This window comes from Ruegeria sp. C10, from assembly GCF_056537805.1.
In genome coordinates this window covers 101,772-124,922 of record NZ_JBQFSC010000005.1, presented here as the reverse complement: position 1 = coordinate 124,922, position 23,151 = coordinate 101,772, and the positions used below count along the sequence as shown (strand labels likewise).

Annotated in this window: 29 protein-coding genes, 1 tRNA gene and 1 riboswitch; of the genes, 14 read left to right on the top strand and 16 right to left on the bottom strand. The window is 55.5% G+C overall.

Annotated elements, in window-relative coordinates:
• Position 1: 1 nt before the first annotated feature.
• From ACR0DE_RS18970 to ACR0DE_RS18950, 5 genes are all read right to left on the bottom strand, one after another.
• Entirely contained in the window at positions 2-868 is an 867-nt protein-coding gene (locus ACR0DE_RS18970) for a polyprenyl synthetase family protein (protein ID WP_480754788.1), read from the bottom strand.
• Positions 869-1,111 carry an exodeoxyribonuclease VII small subunit gene (locus ACR0DE_RS18965; protein ID WP_010443127.1) on the bottom strand — a complete coding sequence of 81 codons (243 nt, stop codon included), beginning with the start codon at positions 1,109-1,111 and terminating at the stop codon, positions 869-871. It lies immediately after the preceding gene.
• Positions 1,108-2,034, bottom strand: coding sequence for a histone deacetylase family protein (locus tag ACR0DE_RS18960; RefSeq protein ID WP_480754786.1), 927 nt, complete (start codon positions 2,032-2,034; stop codon positions 1,108-1,110). Before ACR0DE_RS18960 ends, ACR0DE_RS18965 begins: the two co-directional genes overlap by 4 nt.
• 69 nt (positions 2,035-2,103) lie before the next feature.
• On the bottom strand, positions 2,104-2,805 hold the full coding sequence (locus ACR0DE_RS18955) for a response regulator (RefSeq protein WP_170398206.1): 702 nt from the start codon (positions 2,803-2,805) through the stop codon (positions 2,104-2,106).
• On the bottom strand, positions 2,802-3,314 hold the full coding sequence (locus ACR0DE_RS18950; protein ID WP_170398209.1) for a MarR family winged helix-turn-helix transcriptional regulator: 513 nt from the start codon (positions 3,312-3,314) through the stop codon (positions 2,802-2,804). Before ACR0DE_RS18950 ends, ACR0DE_RS18955 begins: the two co-directional genes overlap by 4 nt.
• A 158-nt stretch (positions 3,315-3,472) precedes the next feature.
• Between ACR0DE_RS18950 and ACR0DE_RS18945 the strand changes: the two genes are divergently transcribed.
• The 4 genes from ACR0DE_RS18945 to ACR0DE_RS18930 all read left to right on the top strand — a co-directional run bounded on the left by ACR0DE_RS18945 (position 3,473) and on the right by ACR0DE_RS18930 (position 6,360).
• A complete protein-coding gene (locus tag ACR0DE_RS18945) occupies positions 3,473-4,339 on the top strand; it encodes a branched-chain amino acid aminotransferase (protein WP_170398212.1) in 867 nt (288 codons plus the stop codon).
• Between the two features lie 115 nt (positions 4,340-4,454).
• Positions 4,455-5,405, top strand: coding sequence for an AraC family transcriptional regulator (locus ACR0DE_RS18940; RefSeq protein WP_480754784.1), 951 nt, complete (start codon positions 4,455-4,457; stop codon positions 5,403-5,405).
• Positions 5,406-5,516: 111 nt separating this feature from the next.
• Positions 5,517-5,882 carry an SPW repeat domain-containing protein gene (locus tag ACR0DE_RS18935; protein WP_170664135.1) on the top strand — a complete coding sequence of 122 codons (366 nt, stop codon included), beginning with the start codon at positions 5,517-5,519 and terminating at the stop codon, positions 5,880-5,882.
• Between the two features lie 268 nt (positions 5,883-6,150).
• Positions 6,151-6,360 carry a hypothetical protein gene (locus ACR0DE_RS18930; protein ID WP_480754781.1) on the top strand — a complete coding sequence of 70 codons (210 nt, stop codon included), beginning with the start codon at positions 6,151-6,153 and terminating at the stop codon, positions 6,358-6,360.
• Here ACR0DE_RS18930 and cobO read toward each other — a convergent pair.
• From cobO to ACR0DE_RS18905, 5 genes are all read right to left on the bottom strand, one after another.
• On the bottom strand, positions 6,357-6,956 hold the full coding sequence (cobO, locus tag ACR0DE_RS18925) for a cob(I)yrinic acid a,c-diamide adenosyltransferase (protein WP_480754778.1): 600 nt from the start codon (positions 6,954-6,956) through the stop codon (positions 6,357-6,359). The genes ACR0DE_RS18930 and cobO overlap by 4 nt on opposite strands.
• Before the next feature lie 58 nt (positions 6,957-7,014).
• Positions 7,015-7,950, bottom strand: coding sequence for a DMT family transporter (locus ACR0DE_RS18920; protein WP_480754777.1), 936 nt, complete (start codon positions 7,948-7,950; stop codon positions 7,015-7,017).
• A gap of 54 nt (positions 7,951-8,004) precedes the next feature.
• Positions 8,005-8,667: an HD domain-containing protein gene (locus tag ACR0DE_RS18915; RefSeq protein WP_480754775.1), complete on the bottom strand. Its 663-nt coding sequence runs from the start codon at positions 8,665-8,667 to the stop codon at positions 8,005-8,007.
• Positions 8,651-9,751 (bottom strand): chorismate synthase, encoded by a 1,101-nt coding sequence (gene aroC, locus ACR0DE_RS18910; RefSeq protein ID WP_480754774.1) that lies wholly within the window; start codon positions 9,749-9,751, stop codon positions 8,651-8,653. The genes ACR0DE_RS18915 and aroC overlap by 17 nt, the downstream gene beginning before the upstream one ends.
• A 111-nt stretch (positions 9,752-9,862) precedes the next feature.
• The gene (locus ACR0DE_RS18905) at positions 9,863-10,303 is read right to left on the bottom strand and encodes a 6,7-dimethyl-8-ribityllumazine synthase (RefSeq protein WP_170613155.1); all 441 of its coding nucleotides are present in this window, start codon (positions 10,301-10,303) and stop codon (positions 9,863-9,865) included.
• A 72-nt stretch (positions 10,304-10,375) separates the two neighbouring features.
• Positions 10,376-10,522: riboswitch (FMN riboswitch) on the bottom strand.
• Positions 10,523-10,577: 55 nt separating this feature from the next.
• Here ACR0DE_RS18905 and ACR0DE_RS18900 point away from each other — a divergent pair.
• Positions 10,578-11,192, top strand: a complete 615-nt coding sequence (locus ACR0DE_RS18900) for an FMN-binding negative transcriptional regulator (RefSeq protein ID WP_480754773.1) — start codon at positions 10,578-10,580, stop codon at positions 11,190-11,192.
• A 22-nt stretch (positions 11,193-11,214) separates the two neighbouring features.
• Here the strand turns inward: ACR0DE_RS18900 and ACR0DE_RS18895 are convergent, their stop codons facing one another.
• On the bottom strand, positions 11,215-11,661 hold the full coding sequence (locus ACR0DE_RS18895) for a c-type cytochrome (protein WP_170425585.1): 447 nt from the start codon (positions 11,659-11,661) through the stop codon (positions 11,215-11,217).
• 485 nt (positions 11,662-12,146) lie between these two features.
• On the opposite strand from ACR0DE_RS18895, the gene petA reads away from it, so the two are divergent.
• From petA to ACR0DE_RS18880, 3 genes are read left to right on the top strand one after another with little or no spacing between them, the layout of a single operon-like run.
• Positions 12,147-12,731, top strand: a complete 585-nt coding sequence (gene petA, locus ACR0DE_RS18890; RefSeq protein ID WP_170398293.1) for a ubiquinol-cytochrome c reductase iron-sulfur subunit — start codon at positions 12,147-12,149, stop codon at positions 12,729-12,731.
• A gap of 14 nt (positions 12,732-12,745) precedes the next feature.
• A complete protein-coding gene (petB, locus tag ACR0DE_RS18885) occupies positions 12,746-14,077 on the top strand; it encodes a cytochrome b (protein ID WP_170398296.1) in 1,332 nt (443 codons plus the stop codon).
• A gap of 17 nt (positions 14,078-14,094) precedes the next feature.
• Positions 14,095-14,880 carry a cytochrome c1 gene (locus tag ACR0DE_RS18880; protein WP_480754772.1) on the top strand — a complete coding sequence of 262 codons (786 nt, stop codon included), beginning with the start codon at positions 14,095-14,097 and terminating at the stop codon, positions 14,878-14,880.
• Positions 14,881-15,022: 142 nt separating this feature from the next.
• Here the strand turns inward: ACR0DE_RS18880 and mtaB are convergent, their stop codons facing one another.
• Complete coding sequence (mtaB, locus tag ACR0DE_RS18875; RefSeq protein ID WP_170664139.1) at positions 15,023-16,279, bottom strand: tRNA (N(6)-L-threonylcarbamoyladenosine(37)-C(2))-methylthiotransferase MtaB; 1,257 nt, start codon at positions 16,277-16,279, stop codon at positions 15,023-15,025.
• On the bottom strand, positions 16,276-17,118 hold the full coding sequence (dapF, locus tag ACR0DE_RS18870; protein WP_480754770.1) for a diaminopimelate epimerase: 843 nt from the start codon (positions 17,116-17,118) through the stop codon (positions 16,276-16,278). Before dapF ends, mtaB begins: the two co-directional genes overlap by 4 nt.
• Before the next feature lie 209 nt (positions 17,119-17,327).
• Between dapF and ACR0DE_RS18865 the strand changes: the two genes are divergently transcribed.
• Positions 17,328-17,403 (top strand) — tRNA-Lys (locus ACR0DE_RS18865).
• A gap of 4 nt (positions 17,404-17,407) precedes the next feature.
• Here the strand turns inward: ACR0DE_RS18865 and ACR0DE_RS18860 are convergent.
• The 3 genes from ACR0DE_RS18860 to ACR0DE_RS18850 are packed head-to-tail and all read right to left on the bottom strand — an operon-like array spanning position 17,408 to position 18,937.
• The gene (locus ACR0DE_RS18860; RefSeq protein ID WP_480754768.1) at positions 17,408-18,526 is read right to left on the bottom strand and encodes a tyrosine-type recombinase/integrase; all 1,119 of its coding nucleotides are present in this window, start codon (positions 18,524-18,526) and stop codon (positions 17,408-17,410) included.
• Complete coding sequence (locus tag ACR0DE_RS18855; RefSeq protein WP_170444369.1) at positions 18,523-18,696, bottom strand: hypothetical protein; 174 nt, start codon at positions 18,694-18,696, stop codon at positions 18,523-18,525. The genes ACR0DE_RS18860 and ACR0DE_RS18855 overlap by 4 nt, the downstream gene beginning before the upstream one ends.
• A 19-nt stretch (positions 18,697-18,715) precedes the next feature.
• Positions 18,716-18,937 (bottom strand): hypothetical protein, encoded by a 222-nt coding sequence (locus ACR0DE_RS18850; protein WP_480754765.1) that lies wholly within the window; start codon positions 18,935-18,937, stop codon positions 18,716-18,718.
• Between the two features lie 176 nt (positions 18,938-19,113).
• Between ACR0DE_RS18850 and ACR0DE_RS18845 the strand changes: the two genes are divergently transcribed.
• The 5 genes from ACR0DE_RS18845 (at position 19,114) to ACR0DE_RS18825 (ending at position 23,132) form a co-directional block, all read left to right on the top strand.
• Positions 19,114-19,548 (top strand): helix-turn-helix domain-containing protein, encoded by a 435-nt coding sequence (locus tag ACR0DE_RS18845; RefSeq protein ID WP_480754763.1) that lies wholly within the window; start codon positions 19,114-19,116, stop codon positions 19,546-19,548.
• Positions 19,548-20,123 carry a hypothetical protein gene (locus tag ACR0DE_RS18840; protein WP_480754761.1) on the top strand — a complete coding sequence of 192 codons (576 nt, stop codon included), beginning with the start codon at positions 19,548-19,550 and terminating at the stop codon, positions 20,121-20,123. Before ACR0DE_RS18845 ends, ACR0DE_RS18840 begins: the two co-directional genes overlap by 1 nt.
• Positions 20,124-20,316: 193 nt before the next feature.
• Positions 20,317-20,835, top strand: coding sequence for a hypothetical protein (locus tag ACR0DE_RS18835; protein ID WP_480754757.1), 519 nt, complete (start codon positions 20,317-20,319; stop codon positions 20,833-20,835).
• 282 nt (positions 20,836-21,117) lie between these two features.
• The gene (locus ACR0DE_RS18830; RefSeq protein ID WP_480754755.1) at positions 21,118-22,194 is read left to right on the top strand and encodes a hypothetical protein; all 1,077 of its coding nucleotides are present in this window, start codon (positions 21,118-21,120) and stop codon (positions 22,192-22,194) included.
• 2 nt (positions 22,195-22,196) lie between these two features.
• On the top strand, positions 22,197-23,132 hold the full coding sequence (locus ACR0DE_RS18825; RefSeq protein WP_480754754.1) for a hypothetical protein: 936 nt from the start codon (positions 22,197-22,199) through the stop codon (positions 23,130-23,132).
• Positions 23,133-23,151: the final 19 nt, after the last annotated feature.

The window sequence follows — 23,151 nt, the reverse complement described above, 5'->3', positions numbered from 1 at the left end:
CTTAGCTGTCCCGGGCAATAACGAAGCGGGCAGCCTGCTTCAAGGTTTCTGCAGCGGAGCCATGTTCGTCCAGCGCAGCACAAGCCTGTTCCACAAGCTCAATTGCACGGGATCTGGCGGCGTCCAAACCCAGTAGCGAGACAAAGGTCGCCTTGCCCGCCTCAGCGTCTTTCTGCAGCCGCTTTCCGGCCTTTTCGGCATCTCCTTCGACATCCAAAATGTCATCCGCGATCTGAAAGGCAAGCCCAAGCGCCTGGGCATATTGGCGCAAGGGGGTGGGATCGGCCTGCGCCAATCGCGCACCCGCGCAGGCGGACCATTCGATCAACGCACCGGTCTTGCCCGCTTGCAGATGTGTAATCTCATCCAGTGTCAGCGGCTCCGCCGCCGTCTCAGCGGCGATATCCAGCGCCTGACCCAGAACCATACCCTGTGCGCCGCTCGCTTTTGCCAGCGTTAGAGCCAGTTCAGCGCGTATTTCAGCGTTTCCAACCTCTGGTCGAGCGCAAAGCTCAAACGCAAGTGTCTGCAACGCATCCCCGGCCAGAACGGCGGTGCCCTCATTCCATTTCACGTGCACCGTCGGGCGTCCACGCCTCAGGTCGTCATCATCCATGCAAGGCAGGTCGTCATGGACCAGAGAGTATGCATGCAGCGCTTCGATACCCGTCGCTGGCCAGATTGCCCGAGCTGTATCGACGCCAAGCAACCGCGCGCTTTCCAATACCAGAAACCCTCGCAGACGCTTGCCGCCCTCGGTGGCATAGGCCATGGCCCGTGTCACATCCAGATCATCCAACGCGCTCAGAACCAGATCGAAATGGCTCTGAATCAGCGCGGCATCCTGTGCCAGCTTTTCACGAAACATTTACTGACCTTCGACAGGCGTCGTCCCGGTTGGCTGGCCATCTGCGTCCAGAGTGATCGCGGCCACTTTTTCCTCGGCACGCTTCAACTCATCCTCGCAGCGCTTCTTCAATGCGGCGCCACGTTCGTACAGCGCAATCGATTGATCCAGCGCCACATCACCACGTTCCAACTGGCCAACCACGGCCTCAAGCTCTTTCATCGCTTGTTCGAACGTCATCTGTTCAACTGGGGTATCGGTCATCGTGCTGCCTTTATCAGTTCTTCCACATGGGCGCGTGTCGCCTCGGCCAATGCGTTCAGATCATAACCGCCTTCCAGAGTCGAGACGATACGGCCATCACACACTTCATCGGCAATCTTGCACAGCTCCGCCGTGATCCAGGCGAAATCGCCAGTGGACCAATTGAGATTGGCCAACGGATCATCCTGATGCGCATCAAACCCAGCGGAGATAATGATCAGTTCCGGCCTAAACGCCCGCAGACGCGGAAAGGCTTGCGCCTCATAGGCTCCCCGCATCTCGGCCCCACCCGTGCCCGGAGCCAGTGGTATGTTCAAAACGGTTTCATAAGCACCGGTCTCATCCGGGCGGCCCGAGCCGGGCCATAAGGGCATCTGCTGGCTGGTGATCACCAAAGCGCGTTTCTCATCCCAAAGCAGGTCTTGCGTGCCATTGCCGTGATGCACGTCGAAGTCGACAACCGCTACCCGGCTCAGCCCATGATGATCAAGTGCGTGCTTTGCAGCCAACGCGGCATTGCCAAACAGACAGAATCCCATGGCCGTTTCGGTCTCGGCATGATGTCCCGGTGGACGAATGGCGCAAAACGCGTTCGGTGCTTCACCGCCCAGAACCAAATCAACGGCCCGCACCGCCGCACCCGCCGCACGATAGGCCGCATCGACCGAGCCTGGCGACATGAACGTGTCTCCGTCAATCTGTTTGAACCCATCCAAGGGTCTATGGCCAAGAATATCGCTAATGTGACTCTGCGGGTGCACCCTCAACAGATCGTCATCAGCTGCTAAAGGAGCCGTCACGCGCTGCAGATCAAGATCTTCCAGTGCATGTAGGATATGCTCCAGCCGGGCTACGCGTTCCGGGTGACCCTGCGGAGTTACGTGATCAAGACAGTCTGCATGGGTCAACAAAGCGGTTTTCATCAGGATTCCATCTTCATCTGGCCAGTAATTTCTGTGCCAGAGGTAAATAAACGCCGCACAGCGGTTAAATCAATCCGGCGCCAGCATGTAGCCTGCACCGCGCACGGTCTGAAGATAGCGCGGCTGCTTCGGATCTTGCTCAAGCTTCCGGCGCAATCGTGTGATCTGTACATCCACTGCGCGCTCCTGCGCCTGACCCTTGTCACGACCCAAATCCTCGACAAGTTTGGCGCGGCTGATCGGCTCACCCGGCTGGGCCGAGAATATCTTCATCAGCTGGCTCTCTGTCGCGGTCAGGCGGACGGGATCTTCGCCCTGCCACATCTCACCGCGTTCGATATCATAGCGAATTGGACCAAGATGCAGAATCTTCGCCGCCGTATCCTGTGCAGGTGTCTCTGGCATCCGACGCAGAATGGCATTGATTCTCAGCAGCAACTCTTTGGGTTCGAATGGTTTCGCCAGATAGTCATCGGCGCCTGCCTCCAGCCCGGCAATCCGATGCTCGGTTTCGCCCTTGGCCGTCAACAGCAGGATCGGGGTGGAATGGGTGTCGCGCAGAGATCGGGTCAGGCTCACACCGTCCTCACCGGGCATCATCACATCCAGCACGATCAGATCGAAATCCAGTCCCGACAAAACCCGCCGCGCATGGGCTGCATCCCGCGCTGAGGTCACCAGAAACCCGCTGCGCATCAGGAATTTCTTGAGCAAATCGCGAATGCGCTCGTCATCGTCGACGATCAGAAGATGGGCGTCCATTTCGCTCATGAAGTCGTATCCCGCAGTTTCGTATATGCACGACGCATATCAGCATCCATCATCGCTTCAAGCACTTTGCGAAACCCGGCCACCGCTTCGGGGCCCGCATCTTTGTAGGCCGCACGCATCCGGGCGCGCTGGGCGTCAGATAGTTTGGCCTCGAGTGCCTTTCCTTTATCCGTCAGAAATAGGTGGCGTTCGCGTTTGTCCACTGTTCCGACCCGGCTTTCGACCAACCCATCTTCAATCAGGCTGCGCAAGACGCGATTCAGCGATTGCTTCGTGACACCCAATATGGCCAGTAAATTGTTGACGGTTGTACCCGGCGCACGGTTGATGAAGTGGATGGCCCGATGATGAGCACGGCCATAGGCCAATTCAGTCAGGATACGGTCCGGATCAGCGGTAAAGCCGCGATAGGCAAAAAACATGGCCTCGATGCCCTGCCTCAGTTGTTCATCTGTCAGAAACAACAGGCTTTCTCCGCCAAAGACCGGGGCGGGACGGATGTCGGTCATGTTGGGCCTCATTCGCAATATAACCTGACTTTATGTCAGCCTTATTGACATTCCAAGAGCGCACAGGTATCGAATCGCAGTTTTTGCGCAACATTGTGTCCGATACGGACCTAAACGGCGCAACATTCGGAAATATCGACCGGTTCAGGAGGTTTCGCATGGCTGGATATGACGATCGCGACGGTGTCATCTGGATGGATGGCGAATTGGTGCCCTGGCGTGAGGCCAATGTGCACATCCTGTCCCACGCGATGCATTATGCGTCTTCGGTGTTCGAGGGTGAGCGCGCTTACAACGGCAAGATCTTCAAAAGCCGCGAACATTCCGAACGCCTAATCGCGTCGGCAGAGGCGCTGGATATGCCGATGCCATACTCGGTCGATGAGATCGAGGCCGCCAAGGAAGAAGCGCTCAAAGCCAGTGGTCTTCAAGATGCGTATGTACGTGCGCTGGTCTGGCGTGGCTCGGGCGAGGATATGGGTGTGGCGTCCGCCAAGAACCCGGTTCGGATGGCCATCGCTGTTTGGCCTTGGGGTGCCTATTACGGTGACGCTAAGATGCAAGGCGCCAAGTTGGACATCGCCGAGTGGAAACGACCCAGCCCGGAAACCATTCCAGTCCATGCCAAGGCAGCAGGTCTTTACATGATCTGCACCATTTCCAAACACAAAGCTGAGGCCAAAGGCTGCTCGGACGCTTTGTTCATGGATTATAATGGCAACGTCGCCGAGGCGACGGGGGCAAATGTCTTCTTCGTTAAGGATGGCGAAGTGCACACCCCGCTGGCCGATTGCTTCCTCAACGGCATCACTCGTCAGACGGTGATCCAGATGCTGAAAGACAAGGGCATCACTGTTCATGAACGTCGGATCCGTCCCGAGGAGATGGCCGATTTCGAGCAATGCTGGCTGACTGGCACTGCAGCCGAGGTTACACCTGTCGGGCAGATCGGCGATTATACCTTCGAGGTCGGCGATCTGACCCGCGAAATCGCCGAAGATTACGAGAAATTGGTCCGCGCGTAAGTTAACACCGTATTGAACCCCCGCTCAGGCGGGGTTTTGATTGCAGATCATGCAAATATGCATGCAGATCGTTCGAAGGTATGGACGCCGCCGGGCCAAGCCGTATCGTTGGCTCATGTTAGATCTTCTCAGCGATATCCTTACACGCCTGTCTCTGCGTGGCACATTTTATTTCCGCACATCCTTTACTCCGCCGTTTGGGATACAGGTGCCGGGCTTCGAGAACGTGGCCCGGTTTCACTTTGTGCAACGCGGTGAATTGAAGGTGCACCTGCCAACAACCGGCGAGACCTTGCGGTTGCGGCAGGGTGATCTGATTCTTATTCCCCACGGTGCGCCGCATGCGCTGCTGTGTAATGAAGTCAAACCCTATGATGCCTTGCCCCTTGAGCGGGTGTTAGAGCTGTCAGGCTACAAAGGCGATGGTGTCCTGGTTTATGGCGGTGAGGAAGACGAGCGCGATACGCAACTGATTTGCGGACATTTCTCATTCACCGGGCCAGCCGGGCGAAACGGAACCGGTCATATGCTGATCGACCGGTTGCCACCTTTTATACTGATCGAGAATTACGGTGAAGAAGCGGGTGCCTGGATCGAGGCGACATTGCGTATGATCGGATCTGAAGTGTCCGGTGCTCGTATCGGCGGTGACCTGATCGCGCTGAAACTGTCCGAAGTGCTGTTTGCGCAAGCGATCCGGGCATACCTTGAACATCAAAGTCCTCATGATGCCGCGCTTGCCGGATTTGCCGATCCGCGCATCTCGCGGGCGCTGACTGCATTTCACCAGTCTCCGGCGCAGGAGTGGAGCGTTGCGATGCTCGCGCGAGAAGCAGCAATGTCACGCACCGCATTTGCGCAGCTTTTCTCACAAAAGATGGGGACTACCCCGATGCAGTACCTGACGGACTGGCGGATGCAGATCGCGTGCCATGGGTTGACCGAAAATCGCTGGAACGTTGCGGATGCCGCAGCAGAAGTGGGATACGCGTCCGAGGCTGCGTTTTCACGCGTGTTCAAGAAGCAGGTCGGACTGTCGCCCGCCGCGTACCGTGCGATACACTAATCGTACAGATCATTTGAACGATCTGCAATAAATGCAAAACGAACTGAGATGTTGCGTTCAATCGCGTGCCCCTAATCTTTGATCATCACTGATTGAAGAAAGGAAGTTCACATGTCCCTGCGTTTTGTCACCCGCTCTGTCCATGCCTATCTTGACTACCCGGTTGCGATTGCGCTGATGGTTTTGCCTTTTGTACTGGGGTTGGGCCAGTCCAACCCGCTGGCACTTTGGCTGTCCGTTGTGACCGGCATTGCAGCATTCGTGCTGACCGTTCTGACAGACCATCACCTTGGGATTTGGCGGGTTCTGCCATACAAGTTCCACTTGGCTGTTGATCTGCTTGTCGGCGTCACGTTCCTGTTTGCGCCCAGCCTGTTTGGATTTTCTGGGCTTGATGCGTTGTTCTACTGGGTGAACGGGGCCGCAGTCGTTGTGGTGATCTCGCTCAGCGCGCCCGAACAGAGCGCTATTGCTTGAAGTGAGTCAGAACCGTAGCGATCAGCTGGGCCATGCGGGCATCCGGATGGCCTTTTTTTGTTTTAGACACTAATAAGGCCAAATTTGCCCAATGGGTCGCCCCTGTTGCATCAGATTTTCAGGCTTGAATTTTCCGACAAAAACCATCAGACATAGCGCAACGCCAGATGACACCATCAAGCAACTGGTTCCGGGGCGATCTGTGGGCTCAGCAAAAGCAGATGTGAAAGCCCGCCATCGCCCCGGGAACGACCAAAGGAGCCCGCGATTGCGTGATCGATTTGAAGAACTGATGGCCGATCCCTGCTGTGCATCGTGTGATTGCGACGCGCTAACCTCAGAAGTCGCGGCCTATCTCGATCACAAGACCTGCAACGCCGAGCGCTGCCGGGCGCTCGAAGAACGCTCAGCCGCAACGATGTACGCAGTCAGGCGCGATTCGATGCGCGCGCTGAATGAGGGTGGTGCGCGGACCTAGAAATCCACACCACGTTGGGCTTTGATGCCGGCTTGGAACGGGTGTTTTTCTTCGTTCATCTCGGTCACCAGATCCGCATAGTCCCTTAGGGCTTGCGGGGCATCCCGGCCAGTCAGGAACACGCTGGTCTTGTCAGACCGATCTTTCAATCCTTCGATAACAGTGTCTACTGAAAGGTATTCGTAGCGCAGGGCGATATTGATCTCGTCGAGAACAACCAGATCGTAGTCGCCGCTTTTCATCAGATCACAGGCCTTGTTGAAGGCCGAAGTCGCAGCCGCGATGTCGCGCTCGCGGTCTTGTGTATCCCAGGTAAACCCTTCGCCCATCGTGTGCCAGGTGACCAGGTCGCGTTCCTCAAAGAACCTGCGCTCACCGGTTTTCCACTTGCCCTTGATGAACTGAACCACAGCCACTTTCTGGCCCCAGCCCAATGCCCGGATCACCACGCCAAACGCAGCCGAGGATTTTCCCTTGCCCTTACCTGTATTGATCAGCACCAGTCCCCGGCCGGGATCGACCGCTTCCGAGACTTTCTTGCGGTGCTTGGCTTGCACCTCTTGCATCTTTTCTTTGTGGTTCTGTGCGTCGCTCATCGGGAAACCTCATAGGTGTATCGCGACCCAACCTAGGGAAAGATTGCGAAAGGTAAAGTCAGGCTTTGGGATCCGTTGCTGATCGCGCTTTGGTCCGATCAAGGCCAAGTTGTCGTTCACGCAGGATCACCACGACGTTGCCTGCAATCACCAACGCCGCGCCGCCCAGCATCACCAGGGTTGGCAACTCATCGAACCAGAAATAACCAATGACAATGGCGAACAGCATTGTGGTGTAGTCATATGGTGCCAGCATTGACGCTTGTCCAAACTTGTAGGACGTGGTCACTAGAATCTGCGCCACTCCGCCGATCAGGCCGATTGTCACCAGCAATGCGGCTTGCTCCCATGTCGGGATAACCCAGCCCCAAAACACTGTGAGACCCGAAAGCAAGGTCGCTGTGAGAGAGAAATAGAACACGATTGCGGCGGGATGATCCACCTGTACCAGTTGGCGAATATGTATCTGCACAAAGGCACGGGCAACGGTTGCAGCCAGCACGCAAAGCGCACCTATTGTTGCGGCGGTTTCGGCAGTGCCTGAACCCAGCCGGGGCCAGATCATGATCAGAACGCCGACAAGGCCAAGCGCGACGGCCCCGATACGAATCATTCGTATCCGCTCGCCCAACATGATTGCAGCCAGAATCAGCGTGAAAATCGGGGTTGCATATCCGATGGCGGTTACCTCGGGCAGCGGCAACAGGCTAAGACCAGTAAAGGTCAGTCCCATGGCCGAGGTTCCCAGAACCCCGCGCCAGAAATGGCCCATCGGCTTCTTGACAACAAAGCCATGCACCAGCTCTCCTCGCCAGACCAGCCAGGCGATGATAACCGGAATCGCGAAAAGCGAGCGGAAAAACACCATCTCTCCCGGCGGGAAATCATCTGACAAAGCCTTGACCAATGCAGACATCGTCGTGAACAGCACGAGCGCACTGAGCTTGAGCGCCACGGCCAATGCCGGACGATGCGATGTTAAGGATTTCGCCATGGTCGCGAACCTGCGCCTTTGAGGCGGAAAGATCAACTGGCCAAAGTTGCCGTATCAGAGATTGGACCAGTCCAGCGGAAGCTGAGCTCCGATTTCCTCTGACAGGTCCTTTAGAAACCTCATCATCCGCGCGGCTCGGTCCTGCGCGATGGCCCTGCCTTTTTCGGTCAGCATATCATTGGGTAAGCGCAGCAGTTTTATTTGCCAGTGATCGATTGAAAATATCAGGTCATTCGGCAAACGGTTTTCGGCAAACGGATCTGACGCGTCATAAAGGGTGCGTCCCAGGGCGCCCGATACTGAAAAGTTGCGGGCGATACCGATAGCACCCAACGCATCCAGACGATCGGCATCCCGTAATATTCGCGCTTCGGGTGTTTCGGGCGGGATGTTAGCCGAAAAGCTATGGGCGGCAATCGCGTGCTGCACGGCTCCAATTTCAGTGGTGGAATAGCCGAATTCTTCAAGAATAGGCTCTGATTCAGCGGCGGATCGCATCGAGGCCAGATGCCGATCCGGGTCATCTTTTGACAGGTTGATCAGATCATGCAGATAACACGCCGCCAGCAAGACACGCGGGTTGGCTTCATCATCCGCAATCGCCTGCGCATTAACCCAAACCCGATCCAGGTGCGCCAGATCATGCGCCGGATCCGTCTGCATCCGTTGCCTGACGACCGCGCGCAGCGAAGCGCGCAGATCAGCCAATCCGTCCACGGTTCTCGCCGATTTGACCACGGTGCAGGAGCAGGTGATCGAGGATCACGCAAGCCATCATTGCCTCACCTACCGGAACGGCGCGGATGCCGACGCAGGGGTCGTGGCGGCCTTTGGTAATGATCTCGGTCTCTTCGCCGGATTTGGTGATGGACTTGCGGGTGGTCAGAATGGACGAGGTCGGCTTGACCGCAAAGCGCACCACAAGATCCTGGCCGGTCGAAATGCCGCCCAGAATACCGCCAGCGTGGTTCGAGCTGTATTGAGGGCCGTCCTGTCCCATGAATATCTCGTCGGCGTTGGCCTCGCCAGTCAGTTCGGCGGCGCTCATGCCTTCACCGATTTCAACCCCTTTAACGGCGTTTATCGACATCATGGCTGCAGCCAGATCAGTGTCTAACTTGGCATAAACCGGCGCGCCGAGCCCCGCCGGAACGCCGCGCGCGACCACTTCGACCACTGCGCCGACCGAGTTGCCGGATTTGCGCAGGTCGTCCAGATAAGCGGCCCAATCTTCGGCTGCTTTGGCGTCGGGCGTCCAGAATGGATTCTGTTCGATCTGCGACCAGTCGAAATTGGCACGGTCGATCTTGTGCGGACCGATCTGGGACATATAACCGGTGATTTGAACATTCGGAGCGATCTGTTTGATAGCCTCACGCGCGAGTCCTCCGGCCGCCACACGCGATGCCGTTTCCCTCGCCGAACTGCGCCCGCCGCCGCGATAGTCACGGATCCCGTACTTCTGCCAGTATGTGATGTCGGCGTGTCCCGGACGAAACTTGTCCATGATGTCGCCGTAGTCTTTCGAGCGCTGATCGGTGTTCTCGATCATCAACTGCACCGGTGTGCCTGTGGTCTGGCCTTCGAAAACACCAGACAGGATTTTGACCTGATCGGGTTCGCGCCGCTGTGTGGTGAATTTGTTCTGACCTGGTTTGCGCTTGTCCAGCCAATGCTGGATCATGCCTTCATCGATCGTGACGCCCGGAGGGCAGCCATCTATGGTCGCACCCAAAGCGGGTCCGTGGCTTTCACCCCAGGTGGTAACGCGGAAGAGGTGGCCAAAACTGTTCATCGACATGGGGCATGCTCCTTTGAGCGATGTGATTAGCGGGGAGTGCCTTGGTCCTCAAGCGGATTTGCATTTGCAGAGAAGCAAGCGCCGCCCTGTGGGCGGCGCGATTGGAATAAATCAGGCGGCTTGAGCCACCGCGGCGCGGGTTGCGTTGATCTTAAGCGCTGCAAGTGCCGCCTCGCGCCCTTTCTCGATGAAATGCGCGCGATAGATGGCGTTGTGGTGATCCGTTTCCTGATACTGATGCGGTGTCAGCGAGACCGACAGGACCGGAACACCTGAATCGAGCCCGGCCCGCATCAAGCCATCGACAACCGCTTGTGCGACGAAGTCATGCCGGTAGATGCCGCCATCCACTACAAAGGCAGCGCAGGCTACGGCGGCGTAGCGCCCCGTTTGCGCCAGGTCACGGGCCAGCAGGGGCATCTCGAAAGCGCCCGGAACGTCGAATACATCAACCTGATCGGCTGGAATTAGTTCGAGAAACCCATCCAGCGCGCGATCCACGATATCTGAATGCCAGTTGGCTTTGACAAAAGCATAGCGGGTGTGTGTCATCATGATCTCCTTTCGTAACAGACACGTCACCCAAGGCGATCACGAGCAGGCACACCGCATTACCGGCGTGCTGCACGTTCTCTTTCATCCGGACTGTAACCGTCGGCTCTGGCTTCTCACCAGATCTGCTGACACCCCGGAGACCGGGGCCGCTCGCGGGCTTACGGGTCATGCCCGCATACCGCCGGTGGGGAATTTCGCCCCGCCCTGAGAACGAGTGGGACCTTGCCAAGGAGATATCGCTTCTGCAAGAGAAATTGGCAGGAGGACGAATATGCATCCCAATCCCACCTTTCGCGCCGAAACGCGCGAGCGTCACATCGAGTTTGCGCGTGACCGCGCCTTTGGTGTTCTGGCGGTGTCGACATCGGATGCACCGTTGTTAAGCCACGTTCCCTTTCTTCTGAACGAGGATGCTTCATCGGCTGACCTGCATCTGGTCCGGTCAAATCCGATTGTTAGGGCGCTGAAACAGCCGCAACCTGCGAAGATCGCTGTGTTGGGGCCGGATGGGTATATCTCGCCTGACTGGTACGAAGTCGATGATCAGGTGCCGACCTGGAACTATGTAGCGGTGCATCTGACTGGTGTGCTTGAGATGCGGCCAACGGACGACCTGCGAAATCTGCTCGACCGGCAGGCGGCAGACTTTGAAAATCGCCTGCTGCCAAAGCCGCCATGGTTGGCGTCCAAGATGACACCAGACGCGCTGGATAGAATGATGCGCATGATCGTTCCCTGCCGACTCATGATCTCGGATATCGACGGCACTTGGAAGCTGAATCAGAATAAGCCCGCTGAGGCGCGACATCGCGCGGCTGATCACGTGCACTCAGCAGGACTTGGCAGCGAGGTGGCGCGCTTGGCCTCGTTGATGCGCAAGGCCTGAGGCACGCGTTCTCGCCTTCCATTCATTGAGCGCTGAATGTGGCGAGATAAGCAGCGATGTCATCTGCGCCTTTTTTCAGCTTGACGCTCATGTTCGGGCGGGCGGTGTCATCATCCAGATATTCCTTGATGAACCCGATCGGATCCCGAGAATAGGCGGCGATGTTTTCTTCAGTCCACACAAGCCCTTCTTGCCCGGCGCGGATCATGTCGTCGGTGAACATCCCGATGGGCAAACGTTCACTTCCATAAAGATAATCGTTCTCAGTTCCGGCGGTGCGGCCAACTACGCCAAAGAGATTCGGCCCGGTGATGCCGCCTTTGACCAGAACCTCGCCATTTTTGATGATCGCATGGCACGAAGAGCATCTGTTATAGAGCTGTTCGCCTTTCGCCGGATCGCCGGCCGCGATCGCCTGTACTGAAGTCAGAAACGAAACAAAAACTACGGTTGCTGCTATCTTGAGCATTGAACATCTCCGGCTGGGAATATTGCGCCTGTGGCCTTTCACGCATTCCCGTTTAGAGTGCAATCGAATTCTGGTAGATAATCACGTGTTTGAAATATCTATTTTATATTAATAATTTAAGAGAAATCGTATCGCGCTAAAATAGAAGGAATACAGTGTTCCTAAGGTAGAGCTGCACGTGAAATCGGCGGCGTTCGCATAGGGTGAGGAGATTTCAATTTGGGGATCTACCAGCGCGGGTCGATGCCGAATCACGTCCCACCTGCCTGGCGCCAATTCGCCGCTCTGAGGGATAAAATCTGCATTTGAGATTGAAATTTTGCCCTTTCACCGTGACATGAATGCTTAGATGCGGCGTATTGCGCGTTTAAGAGCGCTGGACGAACTCTATTCTCCCCGATAGATACCCCGTTTAAGACGCCGCACTTGTGCGGTGCGCGAGCTTTATGCCCGTTCGCGGGCGCCAGATAATCGGAGATAACCTCGTGTCCCAAGCTGAAGACCACGAAGGCACCCGCAGAGATTTCCTCTACTACGTCGCTGGCGGCGCAGGTGTCGTTGCCACCGGGGCTGCCGTTTGGCCCCTGGTAAATCAAATGAACCCATCGGCAGACGTCCAGGCGCTGTCCTCGATCCGTGTGGATGTAAGCGGGGTAGAGCCGGGTACGCAGCTGACTGCAAAGTGGTTGGGTAAGCCTGTTTTCATCCGTCACCGCACAGGTGCCGAGATTCAGGAAGCTCAGGAGCAGGACGCTGAAGGTGTCGACGCGCTGCCTGACCCGCTGGCTCGCAACTTCAACCTGAACGCCGACGCACCAGCGACCGATGCCAATCGCGTCATGCCATCGCCCGAAGGCGAAGGAGAAGGGGCGTGGATCGTTCAGATGGGTGTTTGTACACACTTGGGTTGTGTGCCGCTTGGCGATGCTGGCGATTTTGGCGGTTGGTTCTGCCCCTGCCACGGCTCGCACTACGATCTTGCCGGTCGTATCCGCAAAGGCCCCGCGCCTGAAAACCTGCCCATTCCGCCCGTTGAATGGGTGGACGCCACCACCATCAAGCTCGGCTAAGGGAGACCTAACTTATGTCCGGAATTCCCCACGATCATTACGAGCCGAAGACAAATGGCGAGAAGTGGCTGAACAGCCGTCTGCCCATCGTCGGCCTGCTTTATGACACCCTGATGATCCCAACCCCCAAGAACCTGAACTGGTGGTGGATCTGGGGCATCGTCCTGGCATTCTGCCTGGCGTTGCAGATCGTCACCGGTATCGTTCTGGTGATGCACTACACCCCGCATGTTGATCTGGCCTTTGCTAGCATCGAACACATCATGCGCAACGTGAACGGCGGCTATATGCTGCGCTATCTGCACATGAACGGCGCATCGCTGTTCTTTGTAGCAGTCTACATCCACATCTTCCGCGGCCTGTTCTACGGCTCGTACAAAGCCCCGCGTGAGATTACGTGGATCATCGGGATGCTCATTTACCTGATGATGATGGGCACTGCGTTCATGGGCTACGTTCTGCCCTGGGGTCAGATGTCCTTCTGGGGTGCGACCGTGATCACCGGCCTGTTTGGTGCGATCCCGTTTGTTGGTGATGCGATCCAGACCTGGTTGCTGGGCGGACCTGCGGTGGACAACGCCACTCTGAACCGCTTTTTCTCGCTGCACTACCTTCTGCCGTTTGTTATCGCGGCGCTTGTCATCGTGCATATCTGGGCCTTCCACACCACAGGCAACAACAACCCGACAGGTGTTGAGGTTCGCCGTGGCTCGAAAGCCGAGGCAGAGAAAGACACGCTGCCGTTCTGGCCCTATTTCGTGATCAAGGACCTGTTCGCTCTGGCGGTCATTCTGGTCGTGTTCTGGGCCATCGTGGGCTACATGCCGAACTACTTGGGTCACCCGGATAACTACATCGAAGCCAACCCGCTGGTTACTCCTGCGCACATCGTCCCTGAATGGTACTTCCTGCCATTTTACGCGATCCTGCGTGCGTTCACTGGCGAAGTCTGGGTCGTTCAGTTCGCCAGCTTCATCACCGGCGGCATCATCGACGCCAAGTTCTTTGGTGTGATTGCGATGTTTGGTGCGATCCTGGCCATGGCCCTAGCCCCTTGGCTGGACACCTCGACCGTGCGTTCGGGCAAGTATCGTCCGATGTTCAAATGGTGGTTCTACCTTTTGATCATCGACTTCTTTGCTTTGATGTGGCTGGGTGCGATGCCCGCGGAAGAGCCCTATGCGACCTTCTCGCTGATCGCTTCGGCTTACTGGTTCGCCTATTTCTTCGTGATCCTGCCGATCCTGGGTGTCATCGAAAAACCCGAGGCGCAGCCGGAAACCATCGAAGAAGACTTCAACGCGCATTATGGCAAGGCAAACGCCGACGCCACGCCGGCCGAGTAAGAAGAGGGACCGGAAACATGTTCAAGAAACTTGCAATCGGTGCCGCGTTCGCTTTGGCCCTTGCGCCCGCCTCGACTTTTGCGGCAGGTGGCGGTGAGCAGCACATCGAAGATTTCGACTTCTCGTTCGAGGGACCGTTTGGAACCTGGGATCAGAACCAGCTTCAGCGCGGCCTACAGATCTATACCGAGGTCTGCGCAGCCTGCCATGGTCTGCAATATGTACCTCTTCGGACCCTTGAAGATTTGGGGTATTCGGAAGAGCAAGTCATCACCTACGCGGCCGACAACTTCGAGGTGTTCGATCCCGAGCTGGACGATTTCCGCCCGGCAATCTCGACCGACCACTTCCCGGCCAACAACGGTGTCGGCGCGCCTGACCTGAGCCTGATGGCGAAGGCCCGTGCCGGTTTCCATGGTCCTTACGGTCTGGGCATCAACCAGCTGGTCAAAGGCATGGGGGGCGCGGAATATATTGCCTCGCTTCTGGATGGTTATACCGGTGAAGAAAAGGAAGAAGCCGGTACTGTTCTCTATGAGAACAAGGCCTTCCCCGGTGGTTGGATTTCCATGGCTCCGCCGCTGGCAGAAGATCAGGTTGAATTTGCCGACGGACATCCTGCAACCGTTGAGGCAATGTCCGAAGACATAGCAGCCTTCTTGATGTGGACCGCCGAGCCGAAAATGATGGAGCGCAAAAATGCCGGTTTCGTCGGTGTTCTGTTCCTGACAGTTCTGTCTGTTCTGCTGTACCTTGTGAACAAGCGCCTGTGGGCACCGATAAAGGGCAAACGTCTGGACTAAGGTCGACGTATAACTAAAACTAAACCCCCGCGCCATCACGGTGACGGGGGTTTTATTGTTGCGATGGTGTGGAAGGGGCCAGCCCCTTCTTGACCTGCGGCCAATTCATCCCCGAGGTATTTTGGGCCAGATGAAGAACGGATCACACTTGTAATTGAGCTTTGCTGTGCCCCCGGATCGTCGCGATTACGATCTCGCCTTCGGGTTGGGCGTTGCCGAAGGTTACTTCGGTGAATTGTTCGGTGCGGCCCATTGTGGGATTTTCCATCAGGATATTGTGGGTTTTGCCGATCTGTGCCGTCAGATGCTTGATGACTTGTGCATCGCCGGCGGCGCGTAGGCGCGCGGCGCGTTGTTTGATGACATTGCCGTTGATCTGTTGCGGTATGCGGGCTGCCGGAGTGCCTTCGCGTTTGGAATAGGGGAATACATGCAGCCAGGTCAGGTTGCACTCGGTGACGAGCTTGAGGGAATTCTCGAAATGAGTCTCGGACTCGGTCGGGAAGCCAGCGATGATGTCCGCGCCAAAAGTCATGTCGGGTCGTAGTTTGATGGCGTCTTCAGTGAAACGAATCGCATCTTCGCGCAGGTGGCGGCGTTTCATGCGCTTCAGGATCAGATCGTCGCCATGCTGCAAGGACAGATGTAAATGGGGCATCAGGCGCGGCTCGGTCGCGATGGCATGCATCAGGTTCTCGTCGACTTCGATCGAGTCGATTGAGCTGATGCGCAGACGAGACAGATCGGGCACCAGTTTAAGGATGCGCATCACGAGATCGCCCAGTTTCGGCTGAGCGGGCAGATCCGCGCCCCATGAGGTCAGATCGACCCCGGTCAGAACAACTTCGTTGTAGCCCCTATCGACCAATCGTTTGATCTGATCCACCACAACGCCCGCAGGGACGCTGCGAGAATTGCCCCGGCCGTAAGGGATAATACAGAAGGTGCAGCGATGATCGCAGCCATTCTGAACCTGTACATAGGCGCGTGAGCGGGTTCCGAAGCCATCAATCAGATGCCCGGCGGTTTCCGTGACAGACATGATGTCGTCAACCTGAATCGCCTCGGTCTGACCGATGAAATCGGCGGCCATGCCTTTCCAGGTATCCGGTTGCATCTTTTCGGTGTTGCCGATGACCGCGTCTACTTCGTCCATAGCAGCAAAGGTCTGCGGCTCGGTTTGCGCCGCGCACCCGGTGACGATCAGACGTGCCGAGGGGTTTTCGCGGCGCAGCTTGCGAATCTCCTGCCGCGCCTTGCGGACGGCCTCGGCGGTCACCGCGCAGGTGTTGACGATCACAGCATCCGTTAGGCCAGCCTGCTGCGACAGTTCTTTCATCGCTTCGGTCTCATAGGCGTTCAGGCGGCAGCCCAGAGTGCTGAACTTAGGCGGGTTCATTCCAGTGACCTCAGGTATTCAGGCGTCAGCGTGCCCGAAAACACATGGGCTGTGGGTCCCGTCATCCAGACCCCATCCTCGCGCCAGTCGATCCAGATTGTGCCGCCATCCAGGTCAACTTGTACTTTGCGCCCAGTGAGACCTCTGCGTGCTGCAGCGACGGCCGTGGCACAAGACGATGACCCCGAGGCCAGAGTGATCCCCACTCCTCGCTCCCACACCCGCATGCGGATGTGGTCGGGTGTGACTATCTGTGCGACCTGAACATTGGTGCGTTCGGGATAGAGTGGATGGTATTCGTAACGCGCGCCGAACTCTTCCATCGGAATGGCCTCGGCGTTGTCGACAAAGAAAGTGCAGTGCGGGTTGCCCATGCCGGTCGCTGTTGGACCACCTTCTATCGGCAGTTCCAGCGTGTCCATCTCTTCCGCCAGGGGAATCTCGTTCCAAAGAAGTTGGGGGTGCCCCATATTCACCGACGTCAGTCCATCGCCAGCGTCGCGGGCCTGCAGTGTGCCGCGTTCAGTTGTGAGCGTGAGTTCGGATTTGCCTGTTTCGTTCATCAAAAACCGGGCGATACAGCGCGTGGCGTTGCCGCACGCAGCCGAAGTCGACCCGTCGGCATTGTAGAACACCAGATGCGCATCCGCTTCACCGCGTTCGATAACCGCCAACTGATCGAATCCCACGCCGAACTGCCGGTGCCCGATTCCCCTGGAAAGGGCCGAGGTGACCGGCACGGCATGCGCGCGCGCATCGACAACGACAAAGTCGTTGCCCAACCCGTGCATCTTCATGAAAGCCAAACCGGTGTCGAGTATCTGTTGCATGGCGGGCATATAACGCCGGTCCGGACATGAATCCACCCTGTCGCGTAGATTCCTGAAAAAAGGGGTTGACCCCCCAGTTCCACCTGCCTAATTAGGCCGCCTATCGGGGCGCCGAACTCATACGAATGACGGCGAACTGAAGTGCGAAATAAGGTCTTGAACCCGGTCGGGTATTTACCTTACAGAGTGCTGCGGATCGAAGAGATCCTAAAAAGAGTGGGCCGTTAGCTCAGTTGGTAGAGCAACTGACTTTTAATCAGTGGGTCGCAGGTTCGAATCCTGCACGGCTCACCACTTTTCATAAATTTTCCTTTCCTCGCTTGGGTTTGGTGTCGGGATTGACGAACCTCTTGGGAAGGTTCGCCAAATCGCGCTCGCCATTAGGGCGGGCGATGAGTTTTTCGATTGCAGAATCGGCCATGCCTTCACGGCCTGCGGCTTCAGTGTAACGTTGCACAAGGGCCAGAGTTTTGTGGCCGGTGACCGCGCCAATCTCGTGCGCTGTAGCACCAGCCTCGGCCAAACGACGGGCACAAGCCTTTCGCAGCCCGTGCGCGGAGCATTGGGGCAGTTTCGCATCGTCGGTCCAACGCTGCATGAGATTGCCCAAGCCGCCAGCGGAGCGCATCGTGCCTTTCTGGGTGGCAAGGAAGGGCCGATCCTTCGGCAATCTGTCCACCACCTCAGCCAAATCCGGGTGGATCGGAACGGAAACCAAAACCCCTCCAGAGCGCTGCGTTTTCTGCCGCCGGTACTCTATCTTGCCGTTGCGGATGTTCTTCGGCCCCAGCTTCACCGCATCGACGCGCGCTGCGCCGGTATAAAGCATCAGAGTCACTGCCGTGTGCGCCAGCGAACCGGGCTTGTGTGTACTGAAGAATTGCGCCAGTTCGTCCTCGTCCCAGGTATGAAAGCCATCACCGCCGACGCGGAACGGCTTTGTCGCGCGCGCCGGGTTGTCGCCGCGCCAATCCAGCGTGATCGCGAAATCCATTAACTGTATTAGCCGCTTGCGCAAGTTGTTCGCCGCCGTGGGCGTTTTGGCCTTCTTTGCGAGGATCGTCTGTACATGCCTCCGCTGCATCAGACGCATCGGCTTGTCGCCATGCTCTTCCCGGAATTTCTCGACAATCCCGCGATAAACTTTCTGCGTGCTCGGGGCGAGATCGAGGAACTCTGGCGAGCAGTACCATAGCGCGACAAGCTGGCTAACGCTGTAGGGCTTGGTCCGATCCGCACCGATCAAACCACGCGTTTTATGCCCGTTGATGGCATCCTCATAGCGCCGAACAAAATCCTCCGACCCGTAGTTGCTTCCCAGTTCTGCCGAGAATCCGCTCTTCCGAAACCGCCATCGCCGTTTGCCGTGCCGGTCGAAATAGGCAGTCGCACCGGGAAACTGTTTCCGGCGCTTCACGGGCGATCCCACGGATTGTTGACCTCGTCGATCTGCTTCTCGGTGCTGTAGATCACAACTTTGCCATCGCGGCTGATCTCAGACCGCACGACCGGTATGCCCGCGTCCCGGTAGGCCTTGAGGTATCGTGTCAACTCGCTCTGTGTCAGTGTCGCGCGGGGCATGGCCATCGGTTTTCCCCTCACTCAATCAATTCGCATCGGAGGCTGCATTTGGCCTCTCGCTTGCAGCTTTCACAGTGAATTTTTCGACGTACCGCTCCCAAGCGCCCTGAGGGATCTTAGGATTGCGACGACCTGGTGCGGTGAAGATGTGATCCAGCATATCTTCGCGGATAAGATAGCGCACGTTGGACACAGGTATGCCCACGCGCTCGGCCAGTTCCTTGGGGGTTTCAAGCAGCTTTCTCACGCTTCGCCTCCTGTCGTCGTTGCTCACGAACTGAAGCGAAAGAAATCGCTTTGCATCCAGAATGAAACAAAACTACGCTGAAACTGCATGAATCAAGCGTATCGCCATCGTTCGTATCTATTTCTAATATAATTGACTACGAATGAGGTCAACGCAAATACAAATGAAAGTTGAAAATGGCTGTTTCTGGCCTTGGGCATCGCCTTGCAGCAGTACGAAATATGGCTCGTCTCTCCCAAGAGGAGATGTCGCACGCGCTTGGTATCAGCCGAAGCGCCTACCAGAACTACGAACGTGGCCAGCGTGACCTGACGGCTCAATTGCTTCTAGAAATCTACGAGAAGTTCGATGTCGATCCTCTTTGGATGCTCGAAGGGGATTCCGAAGACGGGAAGAGCCGTCGGCACGAAGAGATCGCGACCGCCTATCGCAAGGTCGGTATCGCCGTAGAGAGGCGGATCATTGATCGAGATTTGAATGTCACGCCGGAAAAGAAATGGGACGCCATCATGTTCCTTTTCGACGAAATCCTGAACAGCGATGCATTGGCGAATGAAGGTAGTGCACCGGACATAACAAGAATTGACAGTGTTTTGAGGCTAATTAGCTGATGTTGAGAGAAGAACTTCCCGAAGACGTGCTCAAACTCCGGCCACGCAAGCTACGGCTCGGTCGCGATACCAAAAGAATTTTGGATGACCTTTGCGGAACTGACGATGAAACTAGGTTTGAAGGTGGCAAAAAACGCTTACGTCCACATGCCGACAGCATCAATGCGATCCGCTGCGCGGATAGTGGGCAGATCGAATACATAACGCGCGACTATTGCCGCTGTGGCCATTATCTTGCTGGCCAGGTTATGGACGAATTCCTGTCGTGGGAAATTGATCTGGTTGAGGCCAGTAATCGTTCGGCTGCTGAAGCAGAAGAAGCAATGAAGCCGGTCAAGCGCATCAGCTTGGTCGCAATGTTGTTCTTCATTTGGCCTCTCTACCAAGGGGTTTTGACAGGGGGGAAAATGCCAATAACGACGTGGCTGTGGTTCCTACCGGGATTGATAGTTATTTTGCTGTGCGCTCTATTTGAAAGATCTGTCACCGCGAAACGCGACGCAAACGCTCGCTTGGTTGACGCGGCCACTTTCGAGCAGTTTTTGATTGAACGAACAACCTCACCGAACAGCTGATTTAGTATAAGCTTTACCGTTAAGGCTGATGAACGCATCGTCCCCAGAAACACATTTGAGGTAGCGAGCATGCATTTTAGACCGGCGACCAAAATGTGTGTTCAGTAATACTCAAGAGAATTGTGAAGGTACTTTTAACATAATGTTTAACCCGCCTCCTCGTCACCGCAATTTGGTAGTATCCAGAGACCGAATGACCTTAAATTCATTGAGTTCCCTTGATGAAGATCGAGCCAGTTCCGAGGATGGTCTAGCGTTAAATAGAGGTTACATAGATTGCCGAGGGTGCTCGGTTCACGATGTCCGAGATGCTCTTGAGGAAGAACGGGAAATTCTAAAGATGCTAGCCGCTGTTGGTTGGACGACTGGTGATGCGAACGAAATTTTAGACACAGACTATTTCGAGAGATATGAATTGTCGGCTTTTGACGCCGGAATGAGCGCTGCGGTAGTAGCACTCTCGGCGACAGGCTACACCCCTATTAGTTCATGCAATGGCGGTACCATAGGAAATGACAGTCATTCAATGGAAGTGCCGAACATTTTGTTTGCTGCTGGTCCAAAGTCAAACTCTGAGGTTGTATGGGAAGCAGCTGTCAGAGCCGACTTAGGCCTCTTAGAGAATGGCGAGTTTGTGGAAATTTATGCAGATCAGGTCCTTAAGTTCCATAGTTTTGCTGCTGAAATCCTAAGGTTGTTGGAGGCAAGTTGAGAACTTATCGTTGCGAAATTTCAAGTGAACTCGCGGGATTGAATGATCGCGAGTTGACTCACTGAAACTGCTTAGTGGATAGAGCAGGTTCGCGTGGATGCGACACACTCAAGTTTCTTCGGAAGTACAGCGACTTGCTAATCTGGAACACTGAGTGCAAAGCTGTTACGCATGAAGCGCTTCAAGCCTTTCCTGAACGACGCCTCTTTAGGTTCACCAGAGAGGTAAGAGTGGATTTCGGCGAGATGGATTCGCCAATACTTATGGAAGGATCTGGTGAGTATGACGGGAACAATAAAGTATACGTCACTAGATAAGTTCTTCTTAGACCCACGAAATCCAAGACTGGGTCGTTCAGCGCATGCTCAAAGCCTTCCGCAAGACGAGATCTACAACCGCATGCGCGATTGGTCTCTCGAAGAGCTTGCTACATCTTTTCTTGAAAGTGGCTTTTGGGCGCACGAAGCTGTTCTCTGCGCAATTGAAGAGATCGACGGTGAAGATCAACTCGTCGTAATCGAAGGGAACCGTCGGATTGCTGCACTAAAAAGGTTGCAAAACACATTCGATGGAGCGGATGGTTCGAAGAAATGGGCGGATCTTATCAATGGCTTGGATAGGCCGGATGGGCTCTTCAAAGATGTCCCATACATCCTACTAGGGGACAGGTCAGACGTCGATGCGTTCCTTGGGTTTCGTCATGTAACCGGCATTAAGGAGTGGGCACCGCCAGAGAAGGCTCAGTTTATTGCGAAACTCATTGATGAACGTGGTTTGTCTTACCGCGAGGTAATGCGGAAAATAGGAAGCAAGACACCGGTCGTTGAGCGTAACTACATAGCCTATCGCATCCTTATTCAGATGGAGAACATTGAGGGCTTAAGTGTCGAAGAAGTGGAAAAGCGCTTCAGTGTCTTGTTTCTATCTTTGCGCTCAAAAAGCGTGCAGAACTTTTTGGGTGTTTCGGAGAAATTTGGCATAGAGCCTGCGAAAGTTAATCCTCCTGTTGGAGACAACTACATCCCTCAGCTTTTGGAGTATTCTCGCTGGCTCTTTGGCGATGCGGAAACACCACCGGTTGTCACTGATTCCAGAGAAGTTGATAAGTTCGCGACGGTACTGGCCTCGGAAGAGGGTCTACAATACCTTCGTACAGTTAGATCACCAAGCTTAGAAAAAGCTTTTGTCATAGCTGGCGGCGATCAAGAGGAAATCTATGAGCTTGTATCCACAGCAGCTTATAACTTGCAGGAAGCACTGTCATCTATCCACCTTTATAAAGATGATGAACGCTTGATAGCAGTTTCCAAACGCCTGGTAGCTAACGCTGAACAAATCAAAAAGACGCTTGAAATCTAATCATGATCCAATTGCCGGAGTCTGGTTTCAGACGATCTGTTACAAAGTCAAACATCGACCCTAACGCACTAGCGGATTGGCTGGAGGCGGTTGTCCTATTTGAGGGGGAGCCGGTTAGCAAAAGCGATGTTGTCGATATCTTAATCGAATATGAAGTTTGCCCTGATGGCGCCCAGGATCTTGCTCACTGGATAGCTGAAACCGGTTGGCAAGAACTGCAGAAGCGAAAGAATTGGGGCGGCTTGCCAGCCTCGTTTACAATCGGGACTACTCGAATTGTTGACGTGATCCAGTGGGAAAACGATCCTATCCGATCTTTCTTCTTGCTTTTAAGCATCCTGCGAATTTTTCCTGACTGGGCAAAAGGCCAGGTAGATCACGTTGTCCAAGGCAATCTTTTTGAAAAGGTGGTTGAGGCGATTTGCCCTGCCATGCTGCCCGGTTGGCATGTTTTCCGTGCAGGATGGTCACCTGACGAGGCTCAGGATATACCCGCCATTATCTCGGAACTGCGTGATCGCATTAACGTCAAAGGTGCTGTAGATCCGTACGAGTACGTGGCAACTGATGCCAAGGATGCCGGGTTAGATATTGTTTGCTACCGTCCATTTGGTGACACGCGGGAGGCTCTTCCTGTGTACTTGCTTCAATGTGCTAGCGGAAAGAACTGGCGGCAAAAGGTTCATACCCCCAACCCGCATGTGTGGCAGAAGCTGCTTGATTCAGCTGTTCAGCCGAGTACTGGAATTGCTGCTCCGTTTGTTATTGACACCCCAGAAATGAAGCGTGCGGCGCTGGAAGGGCAAATAACCGTGTTGGATCGTATAAGGATGCTACGAGCTGCAACCGATGCCGATGTGACCTTGGACGGTGAAACTCTTGCTGAAGTCATTGACTGGCTCGCACCCAGAATCGAGGCTCTACCAAGATTTGTTTGAGCCTCCCCAGTTTGCTCGG

Bases quoted from the DNA above. Each gene is read 5' to 3' on its own strand.
- ACR0DE_RS18965 (WP_010443127.1), bottom strand. From the start codon at position 1,111: ATGACCGATACCCCAGTTGAACAGATGACGTTCGAACAAGCGATGAAA.
- ACR0DE_RS18845 (WP_480754763.1), top strand. From the start codon at position 19,114: ATGGCTGTTTCTGGCCTTGGGCATCGCCTTGCAGCAGTACGAAATATG.
- ACR0DE_RS18955 (WP_170398206.1), bottom strand. From the start codon at position 2,805: ATGAGCGAAATGGACGCCCATCTTCTGATCGTCGACGATGACGAGCGC.
- ACR0DE_RS18935 (WP_170664135.1), top strand. From the start codon at position 5,517: ATGTCCCTGCGTTTTGTCACCCGCTCTGTCCATGCCTATCTTGACTAC.
- ACR0DE_RS18830 (WP_480754755.1), top strand. From the start codon at position 21,118: ATGACGGGAACAATAAAGTATACGTCACTAGATAAGTTCTTCTTAGAC.
- ACR0DE_RS18840 (WP_480754761.1), top strand. From the start codon at position 19,548: ATGTTGAGAGAAGAACTTCCCGAAGACGTGCTCAAACTCCGGCCACGC.
- mtaB (WP_170664139.1), bottom strand. From the start codon at position 16,279: ATGAACCCGCCTAAGTTCAGCACTCTGGGCTGCCGCCTGAACGCCTAT.
- ACR0DE_RS18880 (WP_480754772.1), top strand. From the start codon at position 14,095: ATGTTCAAGAAACTTGCAATCGGTGCCGCGTTCGCTTTGGCCCTTGCG.
- ACR0DE_RS18940 (WP_480754784.1), top strand. From the start codon at position 4,455: ATGTTAGATCTTCTCAGCGATATCCTTACACGCCTGTCTCTGCGTGGC.
- ACR0DE_RS18855 (WP_170444369.1), bottom strand. From the start codon at position 18,696: ATGGCCATGCCCCGCGCGACACTGACACAGAGCGAGTTGACACGATAC.
- ACR0DE_RS18945 (WP_170398212.1), top strand. From the start codon at position 3,473: ATGGCTGGATATGACGATCGCGACGGTGTCATCTGGATGGATGGCGAA.
- ACR0DE_RS18970 (WP_480754788.1), bottom strand. From the start codon at position 868: ATGTTTCGTGAAAAGCTGGCACAGGATGCCGCGCTGATTCAGAGCCAT.
- ACR0DE_RS18920 (WP_480754777.1), bottom strand. From the start codon at position 7,950: ATGGCGAAATCCTTAACATCGCATCGTCCGGCATTGGCCGTGGCGCTC.
- dapF (WP_480754770.1), bottom strand. From the start codon at position 17,118: ATGCCCGCCATGCAACAGATACTCGACACCGGTTTGGCTTTCATGAAG.
- ACR0DE_RS18895 (WP_170425585.1), bottom strand. From the start codon at position 11,661: ATGCTCAAGATAGCAGCAACCGTAGTTTTTGTTTCGTTTCTGACTTCA.
- ACR0DE_RS18960 (WP_480754786.1), bottom strand. From the start codon at position 2,034: ATGAAAACCGCTTTGTTGACCCATGCAGACTGTCTTGATCACGTAACT.
- aroC (WP_480754774.1), bottom strand. From the start codon at position 9,751: ATGTCGATGAACAGTTTTGGCCACCTCTTCCGCGTTACCACCTGGGGT.
- ACR0DE_RS18905 (WP_170613155.1), bottom strand. From the start codon at position 10,303: ATGACACACACCCGCTATGCTTTTGTCAAAGCCAACTGGCATTCAGAT.
- ACR0DE_RS18950 (WP_170398209.1), bottom strand. From the start codon at position 3,314: ATGACCGACATCCGTCCCGCCCCGGTCTTTGGCGGAGAAAGCCTGTTG.
- ACR0DE_RS18835 (WP_480754757.1), top strand. From the start codon at position 20,317: ATGACCTTAAATTCATTGAGTTCCCTTGATGAAGATCGAGCCAGTTCC.
- ACR0DE_RS18900 (WP_480754773.1), top strand. From the start codon at position 10,578: ATGCATCCCAATCCCACCTTTCGCGCCGAAACGCGCGAGCGTCACATC.
- ACR0DE_RS18825 (WP_480754754.1), top strand. From the start codon at position 22,197: ATGATCCAATTGCCGGAGTCTGGTTTCAGACGATCTGTTACAAAGTCA.
- petB (WP_170398296.1), top strand. From the start codon at position 12,746: ATGTCCGGAATTCCCCACGATCATTACGAGCCGAAGACAAATGGCGAG.
- cobO (WP_480754778.1), bottom strand. From the start codon at position 6,956: ATGAGCGACGCACAGAACCACAAAGAAAAGATGCAAGAGGTGCAAGCC.